Raw genomic sequence first — 20651 nt, forward strand, 5'->3', positions numbered from 1 at the left:
GAAAAGGAAGGGACCATGCGCGCATATGTTTTTCCAGGACAAGGATCGCAATCCGTAGGCATGCTGGCCGATGTTGCAGCGGAGTACTCAGCTGTTGGCGAAACCTTTAAAGAAGCCAGCGAAGTGCTTGGTTATGACCTTTGGCAGCTGGTGCAGGAAGGCCCGGCGGAGCGCTTGAATGAGACCCAACGTACCCAGCCAGCGCTGCTGACTGCCAGCGTGGCCCTCTACCGCGCGCTAGAGCAGGCGGGCGTGACGCCACCGCGCTGGTTAGCAGGGCATAGTCTGGGCGAATATTCGGCGCTCGTTTGCAGTGGCTGTCTTGATTTTAAAGAGGCTGTTGCATTGGTAGCCAAACGTGGTGAATTTATGCAAAACGCAGTATCCAGTGGCGTCGGCGCAATGGCTGCTGTGATCGGCCTGGAGGATGGCCTGGTGGAAGAGGCTTGTGCCGCAGCCGCCGATGACCAGGTGGTAAGTGCTGTGAACTACAACTCACCTGGACAAGTAGTTATCGCTGGCCACGCTGAAGCCGTTGAGCGCGCAGGCGAAGCCTGTAAAGAACGTGGCGCAAAGCGCGTGCTGCCATTGCCCGTCAGCGTACCCTCCCACTGCGCCCTCATGCGTCCGGCAGCGGATCAGCTGGCGGTGGCACTGGGCAAAGTCACCCTGACAACGCCGAATACTCCGGTGGTGAACAATGTTGATGTTGAAGTTGAGCGTGAGGCAGATGCCATTCGCCATGCTTTAATTCGTCAGTTGTATTCTCCAGTACGCTGGACGGAGACTGTGCGCTACCTGGCTGACCAGGGCGTCACCGAAATTTATGAAATTGGGCCAGGCAAGGTTTTAACTGGACTTAACAAGCGTATCGACAAATCATTGCAGGGCGATGCAGTGAATAGCGTTGATGCCATCAAAGCAAGGATTTAAATCATGACGACGACAATGCAAGGTCAAGTTGCGCTGGTCACTGGTGCCAGTCGCGGTATTGGTAAAGCGATTGCCGAGCAACTGGTAGCACAAGGCGTAAAAGTAGTCGGAACTGCCACCAGTGATAAAGGGGCAGCGGCCATTTCAGACTATTTAGGTGCTGATGGTGAAGGGATGCAGCTGAATGTGACGGACGCCGACAGTGTGGCAAAGGTACTTTCGAGCATTGATGAAAAGTACGGCCAGCTGGATATTCTGGTCAATAATGCCGGCATTACTAAAGACAATCTGCTGATGCGTCTGAAAGACGATGACTGGGATGCTGTGCTCGACACCAATTTGAAATCCGTTTACCGTATCTGTAAAGCAGTGATGCGTGGGATGATGAAGCGCCGCCATGGCCGTATTATCAATATTTCCTCTGTGGTTGGCACCACAGGTAACCCAGGTCAGACCAACTATTGTGCAGCTAAGGCTGGTTTAGTTGGCTTTACTAAAGCCCTGGCCCAGGAAATTGCTGCGCGCGGTATAACGGTCAACTGTGTATCACCAGGTTTTATTGATACCGATATGACCAAATCGCTGACTGACGACCAAAAGCAGGCGATTTTTGCAAATATCCCGGCAGCGCGGTTAGGTAATCCTGAAGAAGTGGCTGCTGCCGTGGTGTTCTTAGCATCACCTGGCGCGGCCTATATTACTGGTGAAACCATTCATGTGAATGGTGGTCTGGCGATGGTGTAAGGGAAATGATCGGCAAGGGGTATGACCTCTCGGGAATTCGCGAATTTTTCCTTTATTAATGCCGCCGCTTTCACTACACTAAGCGCAATTTCGAACTCGATACCTAAGAAGGGACATTGAAACAATGAGTACTATTGAAGAACGCGTAAAGAAAATCATCATTGAACAGTTGGGCGTTAAAGAAGAAGAAGTAAAGCACGAAGCTTCTTTTGAAAACGACCTTGGCGCTGACTCACTTGATACAGTTGAGTTGGTTATGGCACTCGAAGAAGAATTCGAGACTGAGATTCCAGACGAAGAAGCTGAGAAGATCAAAACTGTTCAAGCCGCTATCGATTACGTGACTAATCACGCAAACGACTAAGCCAAAAGCTTGCTGAAAAGGGCGGAATGAAAATTCCGCCTTTTTTCTATGTGGCACAATGGACAGCAATACCCCGACCAAGCCCTTGACCGCGGTCTCCAATTTGGCGACGGTCACTTCACTACGCTCACCGTAGAAAATGGCTCACCGCGCTGGTGGCCGCTGCACTGGCAACGCCTGCAGCAGGCGAGTGAACGCCTGCAGATGTTACTTCCTCCCGAACATGAGCTGCTGGACTGCATCGCCCAACTGATTAAGGCGCAGCCCCAGCAAGACCTGGTGATCAAGATTATTATCACCCGTGGTATTGGTGATCGCGGGTATGGTTTCCAGCCGCAGTCAGAAGCCAACTGGTATCTGACCTGCAATCTCTTAATGTCGCGTTCGGCGGCACCTTTACGCGTCGACTTTGCCCAGCTTCAACTCAGCCGGTCGGTGCAACTGGCGGGCCTGAAATCCTTAAACCGGCTGGAGCAGGTGCTCTTGAGTCAGGAACGGGCGCAACGGCAACTCGATGAACTCATTGCCCTCGACACTGCCGGTGAGGTGGTGGAAGCCATCTCCAGTAATATCATCTGGCGCGAAGGGAACCATTGGTATACCCCCGACCTGGGCCAAGCGGGAATCGCTGGGGTCGTGCGTGGTCAGCTGCTGGAGCAGCAGCCGCTCGCTCTAAAAGTGCAAACCGGTGTTAGGCCGGAGCAACTTCTGGCTGCAGAGCAGGTGCTTCTTACAAATAGTGTTTTAGGCTTGCGTCCTATTGCGCAAATAGGCGAACATAGAGTTTCTGATCCGACCTTACCCGAGGCTCTGAAAAACTGGTGGCACGCATCCGACGTATCCTATTAATCTGTTTTCTAGCTCTGCTGATTGCCGCCGCTGGGGCGCTCTACTGGAGCTATGCGCTGGTTCAGCAACCTCTGCGAACAGTTGATGATAGTGCGCTGTTCGAAGTGCAACGAGGCGCTCACGCACGATCGATTTTAACTCAGTTGGCCGAGCGTGGTTGGCTGGAACAGCCTGATATCCGGCTAAATTATCTGGCAAGTCGCTTATGGAGTGCACCTGAGGGGCTACAGGCCGGTGTTTATCAAATTCACAACGGCCAGTCCTTGCAGGACTTCTGGCAGCAGCTTCGCGCAGGCGAGCAGCATCAATTTACGGTCACCCTCATTGAAGGGCAGACGTTGGCGCAATGGTTGCAGGTCCTGCTGCAGCACACCTATATCGATACCGATCTGGTCGCTACTTCGGCAGACTCTCCGGCGCTTATTGAAGCGGTGACGGGGAGTCAGGCGCTGAGTTCGCTGGAAGGTTTTCTGGCGCCCGATACCTATCATTTTTATGCGGGCACAGAGGCGCTCGAGTTGCTCCGTAAAGCTTATCAAACCCAGCAATTGCGGCTCGCTGAGGCCTGGCAGCAGCGCGCTGAAGATTTACCCTATACAGACTCCTATGAGTTACTTATTATGGCGTCTATTATCGAGAAAGAAACAGGCTTGGGTAACGAACGCGATCTGGTAAGTTCGGTGTTCGTGAACCGCTTGCGAAAGGGTATGCGTTTGCAGTCGGACCCAACAACGATCTACGGCATCACGGATTTTGACGGCAATCTGACCCGTGCTCACTTGCGCGCCACGACTGCCTACAATACTTACCGTATTGATGGCCTGCCGCCGACACCTATAGCTATGCCGGGCCGTGCCAGTTTGCACGCGGCAGCGGAACCAGCGACCTCAAACTATTACTATTTTGTTGCTGATGGTTCCGGCGGTCATGTCTTTTCCGAGACATTGGCTGAGCACAATCGGGCAGTCAACCGGTATCAGAGAGGAAAGAATTAAAATCATGCAGGGAAAGTTTATCGTAGTCGAAGGCCTGGAAGGGGCCGGTAAGAGTTCAGCAATCGCAAGTCTGGTCAGTCACCTGCAGGCCAAAAGTATTGCGACATTGACGGTACGCGAACCTGGAGGTACGCCATTGGCCGAAGCCTTACGCGATTTGGTCAAGCAAAACTGGCAGGAAAAGGTAAGTGCTGAAACCGAATTACTGTTGATGTATGCCAGCCGTGTGCAGCTGGTAGAGAATGTGATTAAACCTGCGTTGCGAGCAGGAAAGTGGGTTATCGCCGATCGCCACGACTTATCGTCCCGCGCTTATCAGGGCGGAGGCCGTGAACTAGGGGACGCTAAGCTGCAGACGCTGAAAAAGCTTGTGCTGGGCGATTTCGCGCCAGATTTAACCTTGTTGTTAGATCTCGATCCGGAGATTGGGCTCGAGCGAGCGCGTGCTCGCGGTGAACTGGACCGTATTGAACAAGAGACATTAGCCTTTTTTGAGCGCACCCGAGCCCGCTATCTGGAGATTGCGGCCCAGGAACGAAGTATTGAGGTGATTAATGCGGAGCAACCTATGGGTGCGGTGCATCAGGCTTTGATCAATGCTTTGGAATCAGCATTGTTTGGTGCGCGAGGATGACACAGTGAGTCTACCTTGGTTACGCGAAAATTGGTTGCAATTAGTTAGTGAACACGGCAGTGGTAAGCTTAGTCATGCGCACTGCGTGCCCTGGCAGCCCGATCTTGGCGCCGAAGCTTTTATCCGGGAGTGGCTAAAGTTGCTGCTGTGCACACAGCCTCAGCGCAAAGCTTGCGGCGTTTGCAAGAGTTGCTTGCTGCATAAGGCGGGTAACCATCCAGATTATTACGAAGTCGGTAGTATTGATGGTAAAGGCATCAGTGTTGATCAAATTCGTGAGTTAACCGGTAAGTTACAACAGACACCGAATCAGGCTGGCGTTAAGGTGGTGTGGTTACGAGATGCCGAACGCATGTCGGTAACTGCGGCAAATGCATTACTTAAGACGTTGGAGGAACCGACGCAGGCGACCTACTTTGTGGTTAGCCCAGAGCGCACCAGTCGCTTGTTACCGACCTTGCGCAGTCGCATGCAGTTACACCGTTTTAATGTACCCAGTGAACAACAGGTTGAGCAATGGCTTGCCCAACAGTTAAAAAGGGTGCTGAGCGCAAAAGAACACGAGCTGTGTAAACGTTACCATCAACGCCCGCTGGCCTTATTAGGCTGGCTGCAAAGTGATAATGCGCCCGTTGATCAGTTGCAGCAGCTCAGCGCTGCACTACTGGGTGATGCGACATGGCCAGCAGTGGATAAAGCAAGCTGCCAGGGGTGGCTCAGTGCAACCGAACAGTTGCTTGGCGAGTTAGTTCGCGTCCAGCAGAACCTGGGCAGTGACCATTTGCAGCTGGCTGGCGAACAGCTAAGGCTGCAGCGCTGGTTAACTGAAAAAAATTATAAGGTGACAGATTTAAATCATTGGTTAAAATCATGTTATGGTATGCGTAGAAAATTAGCAGAACAAAGCGGTCTTAACGGCCCGCTATTACTCCAAGAGATCTGGATGAGGTTGCACTAAGCATGGCAGCGAAGCGTATTCACTTAAAATCAGAAGAACAATTACGCCGGTTATTTATGCCGTTTATCAGAGGTGGTGCGCTATTTGTAGCAACCGATGACCCTTATAGTATTGGCGATGAATTAGCGCTGCTTGTGCGACTCCCCGGAGACAAAGAGGAAACTCTCGTGAAAGGCAAAGTCGTCTGGTTGGCACCTGCGCGCCCGGGGCGCGCTGACATGCGCGGAGTAGGGGTGCAATTTCTGGAAGACAAGTCGCACTTGCGTAATCGCATCGAAACACTGCTTGGTCACCTGGGTGAATCCAACGCGCCAACAGCGACCATGTAGCCGCTAACTGATTTCATAGATTCTATTCCGCACAACGTTAAGGAGTCGCTGTGTATATCGATTCACATTGCCATCTCGATAAATTAAAACTCGACGAGTTCGACGGTTCGATTGCCAAAGTTATCGAACAAGCGAAGCAAGCTGGCGTGCAGCAAATGCTATGTATCGGGGTGACGCTCGATGATTTCCCCGTGATGCGCGAGCTGGTTAAGGACTTCCCCGAAGTTGCAATGTCCTGTGGCGTACATCCGCTTTACATTGCCAAACATCCGCTGGAACAACAGCAGTTGCGCGAGTTTATCGCGATGGATGAGGTTGTTGCCGTGGGGGAGACCGGACTGGACTACTTTTATGATAGCGAGAGCAAACCAACGCAACAGACGAGCTTCGCTTACCACATCGAACTTGCGAATGAGTTCAAAAAGCCCTTAATCATTCATACCCGTGATGCACGAGAAGATACGCTTGGACTCTTACGTGATGGTCATGCTGAGCGCTGTGGCGGGGTGCTCCATTGTTTTACTGAATCCTATGAAATGGCAAAACAAGCCATTGATGATCTGGATTTCTATATTTCAATTTCCGGCATCGCCAGTTTCCGCAATGCCACAGAGCTACGCGATGTGGTGAAACGGTTACCACTGGATAAACTTCTAATTGAAACCGATAGCCCTTGGTTGGCGCCTGTTCCGCATCGCGGAAAGCAAAACCAGCCGGCTTACGTGGCCGATGTCGCCAAGTGCGTGGCGGATATAAAAGGCCTGACTCTGGCTGAAGTCGCAGCAGCCACGACCGCAAACTTTTTCCGCTTATTTAACCGGGTTGAGCCCGTCGCCGGATAAATTTCAAAAAGTTGAGTAAAAAATTTAGCAAAATAATTTTTGTTGGCTAAACTAAATTTTACTTTCGAAATTTATCGAGTTAGCGCACGGCTCAATCCCTTGAGCCATTCCCCTAAGCTCGGGACTGATCCCATTGGTCCCGAGCATTTTTTTATCTACCGACCGTTTAGCAAGGGGTCAAAAGTGAGGAGGTAAAGCCATGGGAACTGCGACAGGATCGCCGCATGATCGCCCCGAGTACGATACCGAGTTACAAGTCATAGCCGATTACGTACTGGACACCGAAATCACCAATGATCTGGCCTGGCAAACTGCCCGCTATTGCTTTATGGATAGCCTTGGCTGCGGCCTGCTGGCTTTGCGATACCCTGAATGTATCAAACATCTGGGACCTTTAGTTGAAGGCACTACAGTGCCATACGGCGCTCGGGTACCGGGCACATCCTATCGCTTGGATCCGGTTAAAGCCGCCTGGGATATTGGCTGTTGTGTCAGGTGGCTGGATTATAACGATACCTGGCTTGCTGCGGAGTGGGGCCATCCTTCGGATAATCTGGGCGCCATCCTCGCGCTTTGTGACCATCTTTCCCAGCAACGTGTCGCTCGCGGCGACGCGCCGCTCACCATGGAGACTGTGCTGGAGGCTATGATTAAGGCCCATGAAATTCAGGGGGTTTTGGCATTAGAGAACAGTTTTAATCGCGTCGGTCTTGACCACGTTGTGCTGGTTAAAGTGGCCTCCACAGCAGTGGCGACCTGGTTACTCGGCGGTTCGCGCGAGCAGATCCTGGCGGCACTTTCCCACGCCTGGGTCGATGGACAGTCGCTGCGTACCTACCGCCATGCGCCCAATGCAGGCTCACGCAAATCCTGGGCTGCCGGAGATGCGACCAGCCGCGCTGTGCGCCTGGCGGGCATAGCGATGAGCGGCGAAATGGGAGTTCCGGGCGCACTCACTGCGAAAGAGTGGGGCTTTTACGATGTCAGCTTAAATAAGCCTTTTAAGCGGCCGCAAGACTATGGCAGTTATGTTATGGAAAACATTCTGTTCAAACTGTCTTTTCCCGCAGAGTTCCACGCTCAGACGGCGTGCGAAGCAGCCATGCAGCTACACGAATCCGTCGCTCATCGACTGGATGAGATTGAGAAAATTGTGATTACCACCCATGAATCCGCTATCCGCATAATTGCCAAAGAAGGGCAGCTGGCGAACCCTGCCGATCGCGACCATTGTTTACAGTACATGGTGGCTGTTCCGCTTATTTTTGGTGCGCTGGATGCGGATCATTATGAAGACAGTTTCCATCGCGCGCATCCGGAAATTGATACTTTGCGCAGTAAGATGAAAGTGGAAGAGGACCCTGATTATAGTCGCGATTACCTGGATCCGGATAAACGCTCCATTGCTAATGCATTGCAGGTGTTCTTTAAAGATGGGTCATTTACTGAACAGGTAGAGGTGCATTACCCGATAGGTCATCGCCAGCGCCGCGAGGAAGGACTGCCAGTACTGCAAGAGAAGTTCGCCAGCAATCTGGCAACCCGATTCCCGCAACATCGTGTTGCAGACCTACTTGAACGTTGTGGTCAGCACCAGCGTTTTCTGCAAACGCCGGTGCATGAAATGATGGCGTGGTTAACAATTTAACTGCGCCAGATCACCAGCAGGATAAGTACGGGGCAAACAAACTTTACGTACCAGGGCCAGATTTTCCAGAACAGTGACGTCTGGATTTCTGGCGCGCCTTCCTGCAATGCTTTTAACAGGAAATGCTGGCGTAGAATCCAGGTCAGCAGCACCCCGAAAGTGAGCCCTAAAAGCGGCTGCATATAGACCGTAGTGATGGTGATAACCAGCCCGAACAGGCTTGCAAAATTATAGATGATCACCGCTGACACCAAACCGATGCTCAAGCCCACTACCCAGGCCATTTGCGAACGTGGTTGACCGGTCTCTTCACGCAAGGCATTGACCGGTGCCTCCAGCATCGAAATAGAGGAAGTGATTGCGGCGATCACCATCAGTGCGAAAAACGCAAAGGCCACCCACAAGCCAGCACTACCCATAGAATCAAACATGGCAGGTAGAACCGTAAACACCAGGGTATCTGCAGACAGCAGAACACCAGCATCGTCATAGATAATGACGCCCAGTTCCTGCGCTGCAAACATTGCCGGCAAAATCAGCAGTCCAGCCAGGAAGGCGACTGTAGTATCTAAACCTGCAACCCAGCCTGCGGTGCGCGGCAGGTTCTCTTGCTTTGACAGGTAGGCGCCGTAAGTCATCATGCACGCCGCCCCGATGGAAAGTGAGAAAAACGCCTGCCCCATGGCCCGGATAATGAGGTTTGGATCAAATACCCGGCTGAAATCAGGAGTCAGATACATTTTCAGGCCGTCAGTGGCGCCTGGTAGAGTCAGGATATAAATCACCATGGCGATAAGCAAAACGAACAAGAGGGGCATGAGCCGGGTTGACCAACGCTCGATACCTTCAGTCACGCCTGAGCGCACCACGTGGATGGTGAGCAGCAGAAACAGTGCCATCATAATCAGGTTGCGTTCAACACTGAAGGCCGTGAGCCAGTCGGCAGCGGCATAGTATCCGGCTAACTCGGCCAGAGGCGCAAGCATAAAGCCCAGTAACCATCCGGAAACAATGGCATAGAAGCTCAGAATCAGCGACAGAACAATAAGAGCTACCACCCCGGTAAATGCACCAAAGCCACGCCAGAAACGCTTTTCTCCGAGCGCACGCAGTGCTTCAACGGGGTTTTGTTGACGCATTCTGCCTATGGTCAGCTCGGCCACGAGCATCGGATAAGCCAGCGCCAGGATCATAAACAGATAGACAAGTAAGAATGCGCCACCGCCGTTGCTTGCGGCCTGGGTTGGAAATCCCCAGATATTGCCGACGCCCACAGCAGAACCTGCTGCAGCGAGGATGAAGCCAATACGCGATGAAAATGCTGGTGAAGAGGAAGCCATAAGTTGATTCTTTTAATTGTTATGCGTTGAGTGTATGAGTTACGGCGAAAGTTCGCCCCGAAGATCAGTTTGCAGGCAGCGCTCAAGCTCAGCCTGGGAAAGATCCTGAGAAAGTAAATAATGCAGCTTGGTTAACGCTGCTTCAATGGTCATATCAAAGCCGCTGATGACGCCGATTTCCGCTAAAGCATTGCCGGTGGCGTAGCCGCCCATATTTACTTTACCTTTAAAGCATTGGGTACAATTGAGAATGGTCACGCCATTCTCAACGCCACGGGCCAGACTTGCCAGTAATTGCTCATTTTGCGGAGCATTGCCGACACCATAACTTTGCATAATAAGTGCGCGCACCGGTTGTTGTAACAGATGATCGAACAAAACCGGCGAAATACCAGGGTAGAGGGTAATGACACCGATATGCTGAGGCGTAACCTGACGTACCTTTAACGGTGTTTGATCCAGGGCTTTGACCCGGCCGGCTTTGACGGTGATCTGGATCCCTGCTTCAAGTAACGGGCGAAAGTTAGGTGAGTCAAAAGCATTGAAGCCGTTGGCGTCAGCTTTGGTTGTGCGGTTACCACGGTACAGCTGATTATTAAAAAACAATCCAACTTCGTGAACCGGGTAGTTGGCAGCGATATAGAGCGCGTTTAATAAGTTCGTTTGCCCGTCTGAACGTAATTCTGCCAGGGGGATCTGAGAGCCTGTAATGATCACCGGTTTGCCCAGATTTTCAAACATAAAAGACAGGGCAGATGCGGTATAGGCCATGGTGTCAGTGCCATGCAAAATAACGAAACCATCGTAATCGGCATAGTGATTCTGAATGTCATCCGCGATCCGCTGCCAGTCCGCGGGCGACATGTCCGATGAGTCCATTAAAGGGGAGTATTCCTGGACATCGAACAGTGGCATCTCCGCCCGAAAAAACTCGGGCATCTTACTTACACACTCAGTCAAAAAGCCGGGCGCAGGGACATAGCCCTGCGCCGATTTTTGCATACCAATGGTGCCGCCTGTATAAGCGACATAAATGCGTTTACGATTTTCAGTCATGCACTAAACAACCCTACTGTCGTCGGTTAAGGCAACAGTTACGGTATCGGGCAAACTTCACAAAGCAGATAGACACCGTTAGGGTCATTGAACTTCGAAGTCAACTGCAGCTCGCGCCATACGCCCATTAACTGTTGTTTCATGGGGTCGATGGTACGTTGAGACTCGCCGACAGGCAAGAAAACTTGCGCTTCGCCAAACAGATCGCGCAAGAAGCGCTCGCGGGCGTTGAGCTCAGGTTGCACGGTCACTGTTTTATAGTCACTGATATTGGCAAGTTCCGCGGCTGCAGCAATGGCTTCATCTAAATCACCGAGGCGGTCCACCAAGCCTAATTCCTGAGCTTTTGCGCCAGTCCAGACGCGCCCCTGCGCAACCTCGTGAACTTCGTCATAGCTCATATCACGACCTTCTGCGACCATGCTGACAAAATCACGATAGAACTTATCAATTGAGCTTTGCACGATGTCCGCCGCGCCTTCGGAAAGGGGGCGGGTAATGTCCATTGCTGGCATTTCGGTCGTTTTATAGCCATCGCTGTAAATACCGACATGCGCAAGTGAATCTTCGATGGTGAAGAACATGCCGAAGACGCCGATAGAACCGGTAACGGTGGTCGGTGCCGCCCAAATTTGGTCTGCATGAGCAGCAATCCAGTAGCCGCCTGAGGCTGCCACTGAGGACATCGACGCAATAACCGGGATACCAGCTTTTTGCAGCTCCAGCACTTCCTGACGAATGACTTCAGAGGCGAAACCGCTACCGCCTGGACTATCGATGCGTAACACTACCGCTTTAGTGGCGTCGTTTAGACGTGCTTTACGCAGCAATGCAGCAGTGCTGTCGCCGCCAATGGAGCCAGCTTTCTGGTAGCCATCGACAATCACGCCACGAGCAACAACGATGGCAATTTCATTTTTCGCTTTGGTGTCAGTCAGCGGCGGCAGCTGTGCGTCCAGATAATGGGTATGGCTAATCTTACGCCAGCTTTTCTCATCTTCGTCAAGGCCAGTCAGGTTGATCATCTGGCTGCGAAATTCTTCGCGCGTTAACAGCTCATCGACCAGACCACCGTTGATGGTCATCTGTGCCATATCTTCGTTACTGTCAGCCAACATGGCTTTGAAGTCTTCAATGCTGCCAGACAACAGCCGCGGGTCAATCTCACGCAGTTGTTTTAATGAATTCAGATAATCGGTCCACAGCGCATCATAAAGTTCGGCAGAAGCTTCACGCGCCTGTTCAGACATATCATTACGAGTGTAGGGCTCGACCGCAGACTTATAAGCACCTACTTTGAAGACGTGGGTGCTGACTTTGAGTTTATTTAACAGGTCTTTGAAATACAGCTGGTAGCCACCAACCCCTTCAAACATCATTGAACCTAATGGATTGAGGTAGAGGTTATCACCATGGGCGGCCAGGAAGTACTGAGACTGTGAGTAGTAATCACCATAACTGTAGATGGGCTTACCGGACTCACGAAACCGAGTCAGGGCTTCGCCAACTTGTTTCATTTTATTCATTCCGCCGCCGGTGAAGCTGGCCAGATCAAGATGAATGCCACTGATACGCGGGTCATCTTTGGCTTTATCGATACTCTCAACAACATCGCTTAACAGGGTTTCAAGCGGGGTGCTGTCGCTACCAAAAGCTTCACTGAAGAAAGAATCCATAGGATCAACCCAGGTTTTCTCCTCCACCAGATTACCGCGTAATTGCACCACGAGGACGCCATTCTCAGGAACCAGAATAGGTTCGTCACCGGCAAACATGACAACAATGAGAATGCCGAACAGGAAGAAGAAGATGACGTTCAAAAGGATCTTACGGATCCCGTTGATCAAGCCGAATAGTTTCTTGAATACGTTCGCAATTCCGCTCATTTTTCAGGCGTCCTTTTTGATAAATACTTTGAGGTCAGGGTGCAGAATACTGAAGATTTGATGAATTCACCAGTAACACAATGTAACAGAGCGTGATCCTTTGCTAAGCTAGGCGGCATTAAAATTCCCCTGATTCGAGGAAGTACTATGCAGGCCATTGAGTTACTCACTACACGTTCCTCTATGCCCCGGTTGATCGAACCGGGCCCGGCGCCGCAACAGTTTGAGCTGATGCAGCGCGCCGCGGGGCGGGCGCCAGATCATATGGCGCTAACGCCGTATCGGTTTATTGTCTATACGGGCGCCGCGCGGCAACGTCTTGGGGCTATCTATCGCGCTGCTGCCGAAGCCCGGGGCTTGCCTGAAGAAGCTTGTGTGCAGGCCAGCCAGTTGCCGCTGCGCGCGCCTATGGTGATTGCCTGTCTGCTGGACTATCAGGTGCATGACAAAGTGCCGCGCGATGAGCAGTTCGCAAGTGCTGCTTGCGCCACTTTATTGATGCAGCAGGCGGCATTTGCGCAGAATTTAGGGGCGATCTGGCGCACCGGTTGGTTTGCCGAAGATAAGCAGGTAGCACAAGCGCTGGGAGCAAAAGCCGATGATGCGATCGTTGGTTTTCTTTATGTAGGAACGCCAGCGGTACCAACGCCAATCAAGCCAGACAAAGCCATCGCCGACAAATTCAGCGATGGCTAAGCGTTGATAAAGTAAAGGCCGCCTTAAAACTCGAGGTTTTTCGGAGCGCGCGGGAAGGGGATGACGTCACGAATGTTGGTCATTCCCGTGACGTAGGTCACCAGGCGCTCAAAGCCAAGACCAAAACCGGCGTGTGGCACGGTACCGTAGCGGCGTAAGTCACGGTACCAGCTGTAGTGTTCCATAGGCAGCCCCATTTCTTGCATACGCGCATCAAGCCGGTCCAGACGCTCTTCACGCGCACTACCGCCAATGATTTCACCAATGCCAGGGGCGAGAATATCCATCGCTGCCACAGTTTTACCATCGTCGTTCTGACGCATATAGAAAGCTTTAATATCTTTCGGATAGTTCTTCAGCACGATCGGGGCGCCGACATGCTCTTCGGCCAGGTAACGTTCATGTTCAGATTGCAGATCCGTGCCCCATTCAACGGCGTAGTCAAATTTCTTGCCGCAGTTTTGCAGGATCTCAACGGCTTCGCTGTAATCCATGTGCACAAATTTGTTTGAAACGATCTGCTGCAGACGATCCAGCACGGTTTTATCGATGCGCTGCTGAAAGAATGCCATATCATCGGCGCGTTCTTCGAGAACTGCGTTGATGCAGTATTTGAGCATATCTTCGGCCAGATCGGCGATATCATTCAGATCGGCAAAGGCAAGCTCAGGCTCAACCATCCAGAACTCTGCCAAATGACGGCTGGTGTTGGAGTTCTCCGCACGGAAGGTCGGACCAAAGGTATAGACTTTGGACAGCGCGCAAGCAAAGGTTTCGACGTTCAACTGCCCGGAGACGGTTAAGAACGACTCTTTGCCAAAGAAATCCTTGCTGTAATCAACCGCACCTTGCTCAGTAAGTGGCAGGTTCATCATATCCAGCGTCGAGACACGGAACATTTCACCGGCGCCTTCGGCATCGGAAGCGGTCAGGATAGGTGTGGAGACCCACATGTAGCCGCGCTCATGGAAAAACCGGTGGACGGCCTGGGCCAGGCAGTTGCGCACGCGCATGACGGCACCAGTGACATTGGTGCGGGGGCGTAAATGGGCGTACTCACGCAGGTATTCCATCGAGTGCGGTTTCGGCGACATCGGATAGGTGTCAGGGTCTTCGACCAGCCCATATACCTCAACCTTAGTGGCTTGCAGTTCGTACGCCTGTCCCTTACCTGCTGATTCCGCGACGGTTCCGGTAATGGCGACACTGGCGCCGGTGGTCAGTTTTAAAACTTCACTTTCGTAATTATCGAGTTCATTCGGCACCACTGCCTGAATAGGATCAAAGCATGAACCATCATGAATGTTAATGAACGAGATACCTGCTTTCGAGTCGCGGCGGGTCCTAACCCAACCACGTACAGTAACCTGCTCACCAACAGCGACTTTACCCGCTAAAACATCGACAACTGTTGCGAAGGACATACGTCGTAAAACTCCGTGTACAAGGTGATTAACCGTAAAATGAAAAAAGAACGTCTATGTTACCTTGCTTTGCCCAAGACTCAAGGGAAAATCACCCGTTACGAGCAAGTTCGCCAATGGCATGGGTGAGTTTTGACAGCTGCTCTGAGGTGATCACAAAGGGCGGCATCAGATAGACCAATTTACCAAAGGGACGGATCCACACGCCGGCCTCGACAAACTGCTGCTGCACTGCGGCAACGTTCACCGGGCTTACCATTTCCACCACCCCAATTGCTCCAAAACAACGTACGTCAGCCACGCTTTGCAGTTGTTTCAATGGGCTGAGCTCCGCAACCAGCTGCGCTTCGATGGCGGCCACCTGTCCGCGCCAGTGATCGGCTTCGAGCAGTTCCAGGCTGGCATTGGCAACTGCACAGGCCAGCGGGTTCCCCATAAAGGTTGGGCCGTGCATAAAGGTTCCTGCGGCCGGGCCCTGACTGATGGTGTTGCCGACGTCGTCGGTGCAAAGTACCGCCGCCTGTGTCATGTAGCCCCCGGTCAATGCTTTGCCGACACACATGATATCTGGCGTAATGCCGGCGTGCTCACAGGCAAACCAGCGTCCTGTGCGGCCAAATCCCGTGGCAATCTCATCAGCAATCAGAAGAACCTGGTAACGCTCACATAAAGCGGCTGCGTGTTTGAGGTAATTGGGGTGATAAAAGCGCATGCCGCCGGCGCCTTGCACGACCGGTTCAAGGATAAGCGCTGCCAGTTCGTGCTGATGCTCCCTTAGCAACTGTTCCAGGGGAGCTAGTGCAGCATCATTCCACTCATCTGCGGGGGTAAGTTCTGGCACCGGTGCGAACAGTTGCTCGCGCAGACTGCCACGAAACAGACTATGCATACCGTTGACGGGGTCACAGACCGACATCGCAGCGAACGTATCGCCGTGGTAGCCACCACGTAAGGTTGCGAGGCGGTTTTTACCCGGTAAATCTTTGGCATACCAGTACTGCACGGCCATTTTTATGGCGACTTCCACCGAAACCGAGCCAGAGTCAGCCAGAAACACCCGTTCGAGGCCATCAGGAGAGTGTCGCACCAGGCGCCGGCAAAGATCGACGGCAGGCTGATGGGTCAGACCACCGAACATCACATGGCTCATGTCATTAAGTTGTGCCTGTGCGGCGGCATTCAGGTGAGGGTGATTGTAACCGTGAATCGCCGCCCACCAGGACGACATGCCGTCCACCAGCCGGCGGCCATCGGTGAGTTCGATTTCGCAGCCTTGTGCGCGTTGAACTGGAAACACCGGCAAGGGGTCCTGTAGCGAGGTATAGGGATGCCAGATATGTTCACGGTCAAAGAGTAAATCGCAAGATTGCATAAAAAGTAACCAGTCGTTATGTTTTGAGGGGTGTAAATGTTGACAGTGTACCGATAAAAGGTATGCTCTTCGAGCAGATTTTAGAATAGACAAAAATAACTTTTATAAGAACCAGGGACGCATTCCTATGACCTCTACAGCAGCAGTTCGCCACGACTGGCAGCGCAGCGAAATTGAAGCTTTATTTGAGCTTCCTTTCAACGACCTACTGTTTCAGGCGCAACAAATTCACCGGGCTAACTTTGATCCAAACAAAGTCCAGGTCAGCACCTTACTTTCCATTAAAACCGGTGCTTGTCCGGAAGATTGCAAGTACTGCCCGCAAAGCGCTCACTACCGCACTGATGTTGATCGTGAGCGGCTGATCGCCGTCGACAAAGTGTTGGCCGAGGCACGTGCTGCCAAAGAGCAGGGCGCAAGTCGGTTCTGCATGGGCGCCGCCTGGCGTAATCCGAAAGCTCGCGATATGCCTTATGTGCTGGAAATGGTGAAGGGGGTCAAAGCGCTGGGGTTAGAGACCTGTATGACGCTGGGCATGTTGTCGGCGGAGCAGGCAAAGATGCTGGAGCAGGCTGGTCTGGACTATTACAACCATAACCTGGATACCTCGCCAGAGTTTTACGGCGAAATTATTACCACTCGTACTTATCACGATCGCCTAGAAACGCTGAGTAACGTGCGCGACGCTGGTATGAAAGTTTGTGCCGGAGGTATTGTCGGTATGGGCGAAGCGCGCTCGGATCGGGCGGGGCTGTTGCAACAGCTGGCGAATCTGCCAAAACATCCGGAAAGTGTCCCGGTGAACATGTTGGTAAAAGTTGAGGGCACGCCCTTTGCGAACCTGGACGATTTAGACCCGTTTGAATTTGTGCGTACCATCGCCATTGCCCGTATTTTGATGCCGGGATCCTTTGTGCGGTTGTCGGCGGGTCGCGAAACCATGAGCGATGAATTACAGGCGTTATGTTTTATGGCCGGGGCGAACTCGATCTTCTATGGCGAACGATTGCTGACAAGGGCGAATCCTGAAGCTGATAAAGACCAACAGCTGTTCCAACGCTTAGGTTTATCACCCCTGCAAATGGAAGGTTACAGTGATGATGTGCACGAGGCGGTGATTGCCGATGCGGTTGCCGAAGAAGAGCAACCCCCACTGTACTACGAAGTCAGCTAGCGAGAGTTTCCGGTGCAAACCGCGATAAAGCAACAATTGCAAGCAGCGCTGGCGCAGCGACGGGCGCAACAGCGTTGCCGTCAGCTGACCACGATGACGGCCCTGAACGCGACCGAGATCCTGTTTCAGGGCCAAGGTTATCTTAGCTTCTCCGCCAACGATTACCTCGGCCTTAGTCATCACCCGCAGGTGCTGGACGCATTGCGCAATGCTGAGCTTGCGGGCAGTAAAGCGTCGCCATTAGTGACGGGTTATAGTGCGGCACATGCTGATCTGGCAGCGCAACTGAGTCATGATCTGCAGCGCGATCGGGTGTTGTTATTTAGCTCGGCATTCGCGGCGAATACCGGTGCTCTGGCAACTCTGGGAGGTTATTATGACGCGCTCTGGCTGGACCGTCTGTCCCATGCTTCGCTCATCAGTGGTGCCCGGCAAAGTGGTACGGCGACGCGGCGCTTCCCCCATCAGAATTTCAAGCAACTACAGGATCGTCACCTGAAATCATCATCAGCACAGCTGGTGGTGGTCGAATCCGTGTACAGCATGGATGGCGACGAACTTGACCATGCTGGGTTCAGACAGGTGATCGCTGCGCCTCAGGTCGACGGTTACATTGATGACGCGCACGGCTTCGGTGTCACCGGTGAAGCTGGCCTTGGCTGTTGCGCAGCCTATTCGCAGACCACATTGCCTTTGGTTAGTCTGGCGTTTGGCAAAGCAACAGGGGTCGCGGGTGGAGCGCTCGCTGTGTCTGAGGATGTTGCTGACTATCTGATTAACTTTTGTCCGGAGTTTATCTACTCCACGGCGATGCCGGCGTCTCAGGCCCGTGCCATTCAGGCCGCAATTAACGTCATGCAAAGTGCCGAAGGGGAACAATTACGCTCCCGGCTACGCGAGTCCATCGCCCAGTTTCAGGAGGGTTGCGCAGCATTGCAATTGCCTGTTAGCCCCTCTGATCATGCTATCCAAACTTTGCTTGTTGGCAGTGATGAAGCTGCCGTTAAGTACAGCGAACGACTTCGTGCCGCAGGGATCTGGTGCAGCGCTATACGGCCACCGACGGTTCCTGAAGGCAGCGCGCGTTTGCGCATCACTCTTACCGCAGCGCACTCCCATGCGCAAATAAACGAACTCATTCAGGCACTGGCAGTGGTGCGGGAGCAAGCATGAAGGCTACCACCGTGGTTTCAGATCCTCACCAGCAGATCAGCCAGTACGATAAAACACGGGTGGCAAAGCAATTCGGTCGCGCGGCGCAAACCTATAGAGCGCATGATCGCCTGCAGCGTCTTGTCGCCGCTGAACTGCTGCAGCGGTTGCGTCCGCATTCGGGGCTGCTACTCGATATTGGCTGCGGCCCGGCCCATCATGCCCCAACTCTGGCAGGTTATTCAGAGCGTTATATGGGTGTGGATATTGCGCCGGACATGCTGGCGCAAGCGAAGACTTTATTTCCTGCCGGGCAGTGGTTGCTGGCGGACATGGAACAGCTACCACTTAGTGACAACGCGGTGACGACGATTTTTTCGAATCTGGCGATGCAGTGGGGCAATAACCTTGCGGGCTTATTAAACGAATGGTTGCGGGTGGTGCAACCCGAAGGCCAGATTCTGGCTTCGACCGTACTTGCCGGCTCCATGTGGCCGCTGGGGGACTGTTTCGCCCAGCTCGATGGCAAGCCCCATCACAATCAGTGGTACAGCGCGCAACAGGTGCGGACAGAGCTGGCTCAGTTTGCTGGCCGGCTGGCGCTAACGGAGCAGTGTTTTGTCGTGCGCTACCCTTCGGTCCTGGCCATGCTTCGTGAGCTGAAAGGGATAGGCGCAAATTATACCGTGCGCAATGCCGGCGGACTTTATCCGCGAGAACGCTTCAAGCAACTGGAAGCGGCGATGGAGCAGTACCGCACAGCCGCCGGTGAGCTTGAGTTACATTGGCAGATCGGGCTGATCCACAGCGCCAAATAAATTGAGTAAATATTAATATGACTTGCATTTTTGTAACAGGAACTGATACCGATGTCGGCAAAACTCTGGTCAGCAGCGCATTGCTATTGCGGCTCGCTCAGGGGGGCTACCGTACGCTGGCGATGAAACCCGTCGCTGCTGGCGCTGCCCTTACCGAACACGGGCTGCGCAATGACGATGCCCTGCAGCTTAGAGCAGCGATGAATGTGACTGGGGTGGAGTACTCCGAGCTTAACCCTGTGTGCCTTGCGCCACCGGTGGCACCACATTTAGCTGCTGAACAGGTGAACCAGCGACTCACTGTAAGGGACTTAACCGAGCATTTTAAATCTTTGCGGGCGGCATATGCGCACGATCTGATGTTAGTCGAGGGCGCCGGTGGCTGGCAGGTCCCGTTAAACGACGAGGAATCGCTGGCGGATTTTGTCGAAGCTATTGGTGCTAAAGTCGTGTTGGTGGTAGGACTAAAGCTGGGTTGCCTGAATCATACTTTACTGACGATTGCTGATTTACAGCATCGGGGTATTGAGGTGCTGGGGTGGGTTGCAAATCAGGCGCAGCCGGAAGCTATGGCGTTACAGACAGAAAATGTGGCCTGGTTGAAACGACGGCTGCAGATACCATTGCTGGGCACCATCCCCTTTTTAGAGAAAACTGCCGAGGCGGACAGGCCGGCCTCGGCGGTCGATTATTTGCCCGCCAGCCAGGAACTGATGTCGGTATTACAGGGCAGCTGAGCTTTATGCCCGCCCTGAAAGACAAAGCCATCTTCACTGCCAAGCAGGGTCATCTGATCCTCGATGATCTGCAAGGCAGTCCCTTCGCGGATCGCTAGTATAGGTGTCTCTGGTGCAACAACCATGAATTCTGCCAAACGCTGGTCACGAGTTTCACCATGAAAGCCCGGCGGCTGGTAGTCCGTATAATGAGGGTTGAGCTGGAATGGCACCAGCGCTAACGCGTTAAACGATGCGGGCTCCACAATGGGCATGTCGTTGGTAGTGCGGATCGACAGACCAGCGATGTTGGAGCCTGCACTCCAGCCAATATAAGGCACGCCGGCTGCTACTGCGTCCTGCAGGGGCGTGACGAGCTGTTGCTGTTGTAACTCGGCGAGCAGATGAAAGGTATTGCCGCCGCCGACAAGAATGGCTGTGGCAGAACTTATGGCTGCCGCTGGCTCGGCGACCTGATGTAACCCCTGCACCCGCAGGCCGTGGGGTTCAAGCTGTGTAGCGACCTTTGCGGTGTAGTCATCGTAGCTCATACCTACGCCGGCAAAGGGCACAAACAAAACATCACAACTTTGCTGAGCGTCGAGTTGCTCATGCAGGTGGCGTAGCAGCTGCGGAATGACTGGTTCCAGATAGTCGCTGTCAGCAACCTTTGAACTGGAACAAAGCAGGATCTTACGTTGGTTCATGTGTTTTCCTAAAA

General features: G+C 52.9%; 21 protein-coding genes. 15 read left to right on the forward strand and 6 right to left on the reverse strand.

What is annotated here, in order from left to right; all coding sequences use genetic code 11:
- Window positions 1–15 precede the first annotated feature (15 nt).
- The 10 genes from fabD to J6J34_RS06150 all read left to right on the forward strand — a co-directional run bounded on the left by fabD (window position 16) and on the right by J6J34_RS06150 (window position 8296).
- Window positions 16–933 carry an ACP S-malonyltransferase gene (gene fabD, locus J6J34_RS06105; RefSeq protein ID WP_301898643.1) on the forward strand — a complete coding sequence of 306 codons (918 nt, stop codon included), beginning with the start codon at window positions 16–18 and terminating at the stop codon, window positions 931–933.
- A gap of 3 nt (window positions 934–936) precedes the next feature.
- Entirely contained in the window at window positions 937–1677 is a 741-nt protein-coding gene (gene fabG, locus J6J34_RS06110) for a 3-oxoacyl-ACP reductase FabG (RefSeq protein ID WP_301720238.1), read from the forward strand.
- A gap of 124 nt (window positions 1678–1801) precedes the next feature.
- Window positions 1802–2041 (forward strand): acyl carrier protein, encoded by a 240-nt coding sequence (gene acpP, locus J6J34_RS06115; protein WP_301720239.1) that lies wholly within the window; start codon window positions 1802–1804, stop codon window positions 2039–2041.
- 48 nt (window positions 2042–2089) lie between these two features.
- Window positions 2090–2890, forward strand: coding sequence for an aminodeoxychorismate lyase (gene pabC, locus J6J34_RS06120; RefSeq protein ID WP_301898644.1), 801 nt, complete (start codon window positions 2090–2092; stop codon window positions 2888–2890).
- Window positions 2863–3885 carry an endolytic transglycosylase MltG gene (gene mltG / locus J6J34_RS06125; protein ID WP_301773910.1) on the forward strand — a complete coding sequence of 341 codons (1023 nt, stop codon included), beginning with the start codon at window positions 2863–2865 and terminating at the stop codon, window positions 3883–3885. The genes pabC and mltG overlap by 28 nt, the downstream gene beginning before the upstream one ends.
- A 4-nt stretch (window positions 3886–3889) precedes the next feature.
- Window positions 3890–4519 (forward strand): dTMP kinase, encoded by a 630-nt coding sequence (gene tmk / locus J6J34_RS06130; RefSeq protein ID WP_301720242.1) that lies wholly within the window; start codon window positions 3890–3892, stop codon window positions 4517–4519.
- A 4-nt stretch (window positions 4520–4523) separates the two neighbouring features.
- Window positions 4524–5477, forward strand: a complete 954-nt coding sequence (locus tag J6J34_RS06135; protein WP_301834239.1) for a hypothetical protein — start codon at window positions 4524–4526, stop codon at window positions 5475–5477.
- Between the two features lie 2 nt (window positions 5478–5479).
- On the forward strand, window positions 5480–5806 hold the full coding sequence (locus J6J34_RS06140; RefSeq protein ID WP_301834237.1) for a PilZ domain-containing protein: 327 nt from the start codon (window positions 5480–5482) through the stop codon (window positions 5804–5806).
- A gap of 50 nt (window positions 5807–5856) precedes the next feature.
- A complete protein-coding gene (locus J6J34_RS06145; RefSeq protein WP_301898645.1) occupies window positions 5857–6648 on the forward strand; it encodes a TatD family hydrolase in 792 nt (263 codons plus the stop codon).
- A 199-nt stretch (window positions 6649–6847) separates the two neighbouring features.
- Window positions 6848–8296 (forward strand): bifunctional 2-methylcitrate dehydratase/aconitate hydratase, encoded by a 1449-nt coding sequence (locus J6J34_RS06150; RefSeq protein WP_301898646.1) that lies wholly within the window; start codon window positions 6848–6850, stop codon window positions 8294–8296.
- Here the strand turns inward: J6J34_RS06150 and J6J34_RS06155 are convergent.
- From J6J34_RS06155 to sppA, 3 genes are read right to left on the reverse strand one after another with little or no spacing between them, the layout of a single operon-like run.
- Entirely contained in the window at window positions 8293–9636 is a 1344-nt protein-coding gene (locus J6J34_RS06155; RefSeq protein ID WP_301720247.1) for a sodium-dependent transporter, read from the reverse strand. The genes J6J34_RS06150 and J6J34_RS06155 overlap by 4 nt on opposite strands.
- A gap of 39 nt (window positions 9637–9675) precedes the next feature.
- Window positions 9676–10692 carry an asparaginase gene (gene ansA / locus J6J34_RS06160; RefSeq protein WP_301720248.1) on the reverse strand — a complete coding sequence of 339 codons (1017 nt, stop codon included), beginning with the start codon at window positions 10690–10692 and terminating at the stop codon, window positions 9676–9678.
- A 38-nt stretch (window positions 10693–10730) separates the two neighbouring features.
- Entirely contained in the window at window positions 10731–12578 is a 1848-nt protein-coding gene (sppA, locus tag J6J34_RS06165; RefSeq protein ID WP_301898647.1) for a signal peptide peptidase SppA, read from the reverse strand.
- Window positions 12579–12725: 147 nt separating this feature from the next.
- Here sppA and J6J34_RS06170 point away from each other — a divergent pair, with 147 nt between their 5' ends.
- Window positions 12726–13274, forward strand: a complete 549-nt coding sequence (locus tag J6J34_RS06170; RefSeq protein ID WP_301720252.1) for a nitroreductase family protein — start codon at window positions 12726–12728, stop codon at window positions 13272–13274.
- A gap of 23 nt (window positions 13275–13297) precedes the next feature.
- Here J6J34_RS06170 and asnS read toward each other — a convergent pair whose 3' ends face one another.
- Entirely contained in the window at window positions 13298–14698 is a 1401-nt protein-coding gene (gene asnS, locus J6J34_RS06175) for an asparagine--tRNA ligase (RefSeq protein WP_301773915.1), read from the reverse strand.
- A 91-nt stretch (window positions 14699–14789) separates the two neighbouring features.
- The gene (bioA, locus tag J6J34_RS06180; protein WP_301720254.1) at window positions 14790–16070 is read right to left on the reverse strand and encodes an adenosylmethionine--8-amino-7-oxononanoate transaminase; all 1281 of its coding nucleotides are present in this window, start codon (window positions 16068–16070) and stop codon (window positions 14790–14792) included.
- Between the two features lie 127 nt (window positions 16071–16197).
- Here bioA and bioB point away from each other — a divergent pair, with 127 nt between their 5' ends.
- From bioB to bioD, 4 genes are read left to right on the forward strand one after another with little or no spacing between them, the layout of a single operon-like run.
- Window positions 16198–17244, forward strand: a complete 1047-nt coding sequence (gene bioB / locus J6J34_RS06185) for a biotin synthase BioB (RefSeq protein ID WP_418055282.1) — start codon at window positions 16198–16200, stop codon at window positions 17242–17244.
- Window positions 17245–17256: 12 nt separating this feature from the next.
- Window positions 17257–18417 carry an aminotransferase class I/II-fold pyridoxal phosphate-dependent enzyme gene (locus J6J34_RS06190; RefSeq protein WP_301898648.1) on the forward strand — a complete coding sequence of 387 codons (1161 nt, stop codon included), beginning with the start codon at window positions 17257–17259 and terminating at the stop codon, window positions 18415–18417.
- On the forward strand, window positions 18414–19214 hold the full coding sequence (locus J6J34_RS06195) for a methyltransferase domain-containing protein (protein ID WP_301898649.1): 801 nt from the start codon (window positions 18414–18416) through the stop codon (window positions 19212–19214). The genes J6J34_RS06190 and J6J34_RS06195 overlap by 4 nt, the downstream gene beginning before the upstream one ends.
- A 17-nt stretch (window positions 19215–19231) precedes the next feature.
- The gene (gene bioD, locus J6J34_RS06200; protein WP_301898650.1) at window positions 19232–19951 is read left to right on the forward strand and encodes a dethiobiotin synthase; all 720 of its coding nucleotides are present in this window, start codon (window positions 19232–19234) and stop codon (window positions 19949–19951) included.
- On the opposite strand, the gene pepE is transcribed toward bioD, so the two are convergent.
- On the reverse strand, window positions 19903–20637 hold the full coding sequence (pepE, locus tag J6J34_RS06205) for a dipeptidase PepE (protein ID WP_301898651.1): 735 nt from the start codon (window positions 20635–20637) through the stop codon (window positions 19903–19905). The genes bioD and pepE overlap by 49 nt on opposite strands.
- Window positions 20638–20651 lie beyond the last annotated feature (14 nt).

It is taken from the genome of Pseudidiomarina terrestris (assembly GCF_030466405.1).
Lineage (GTDB): Bacteria > Pseudomonadota > Gammaproteobacteria > Enterobacterales > Alteromonadaceae > Pseudidiomarina > Pseudidiomarina terrestris.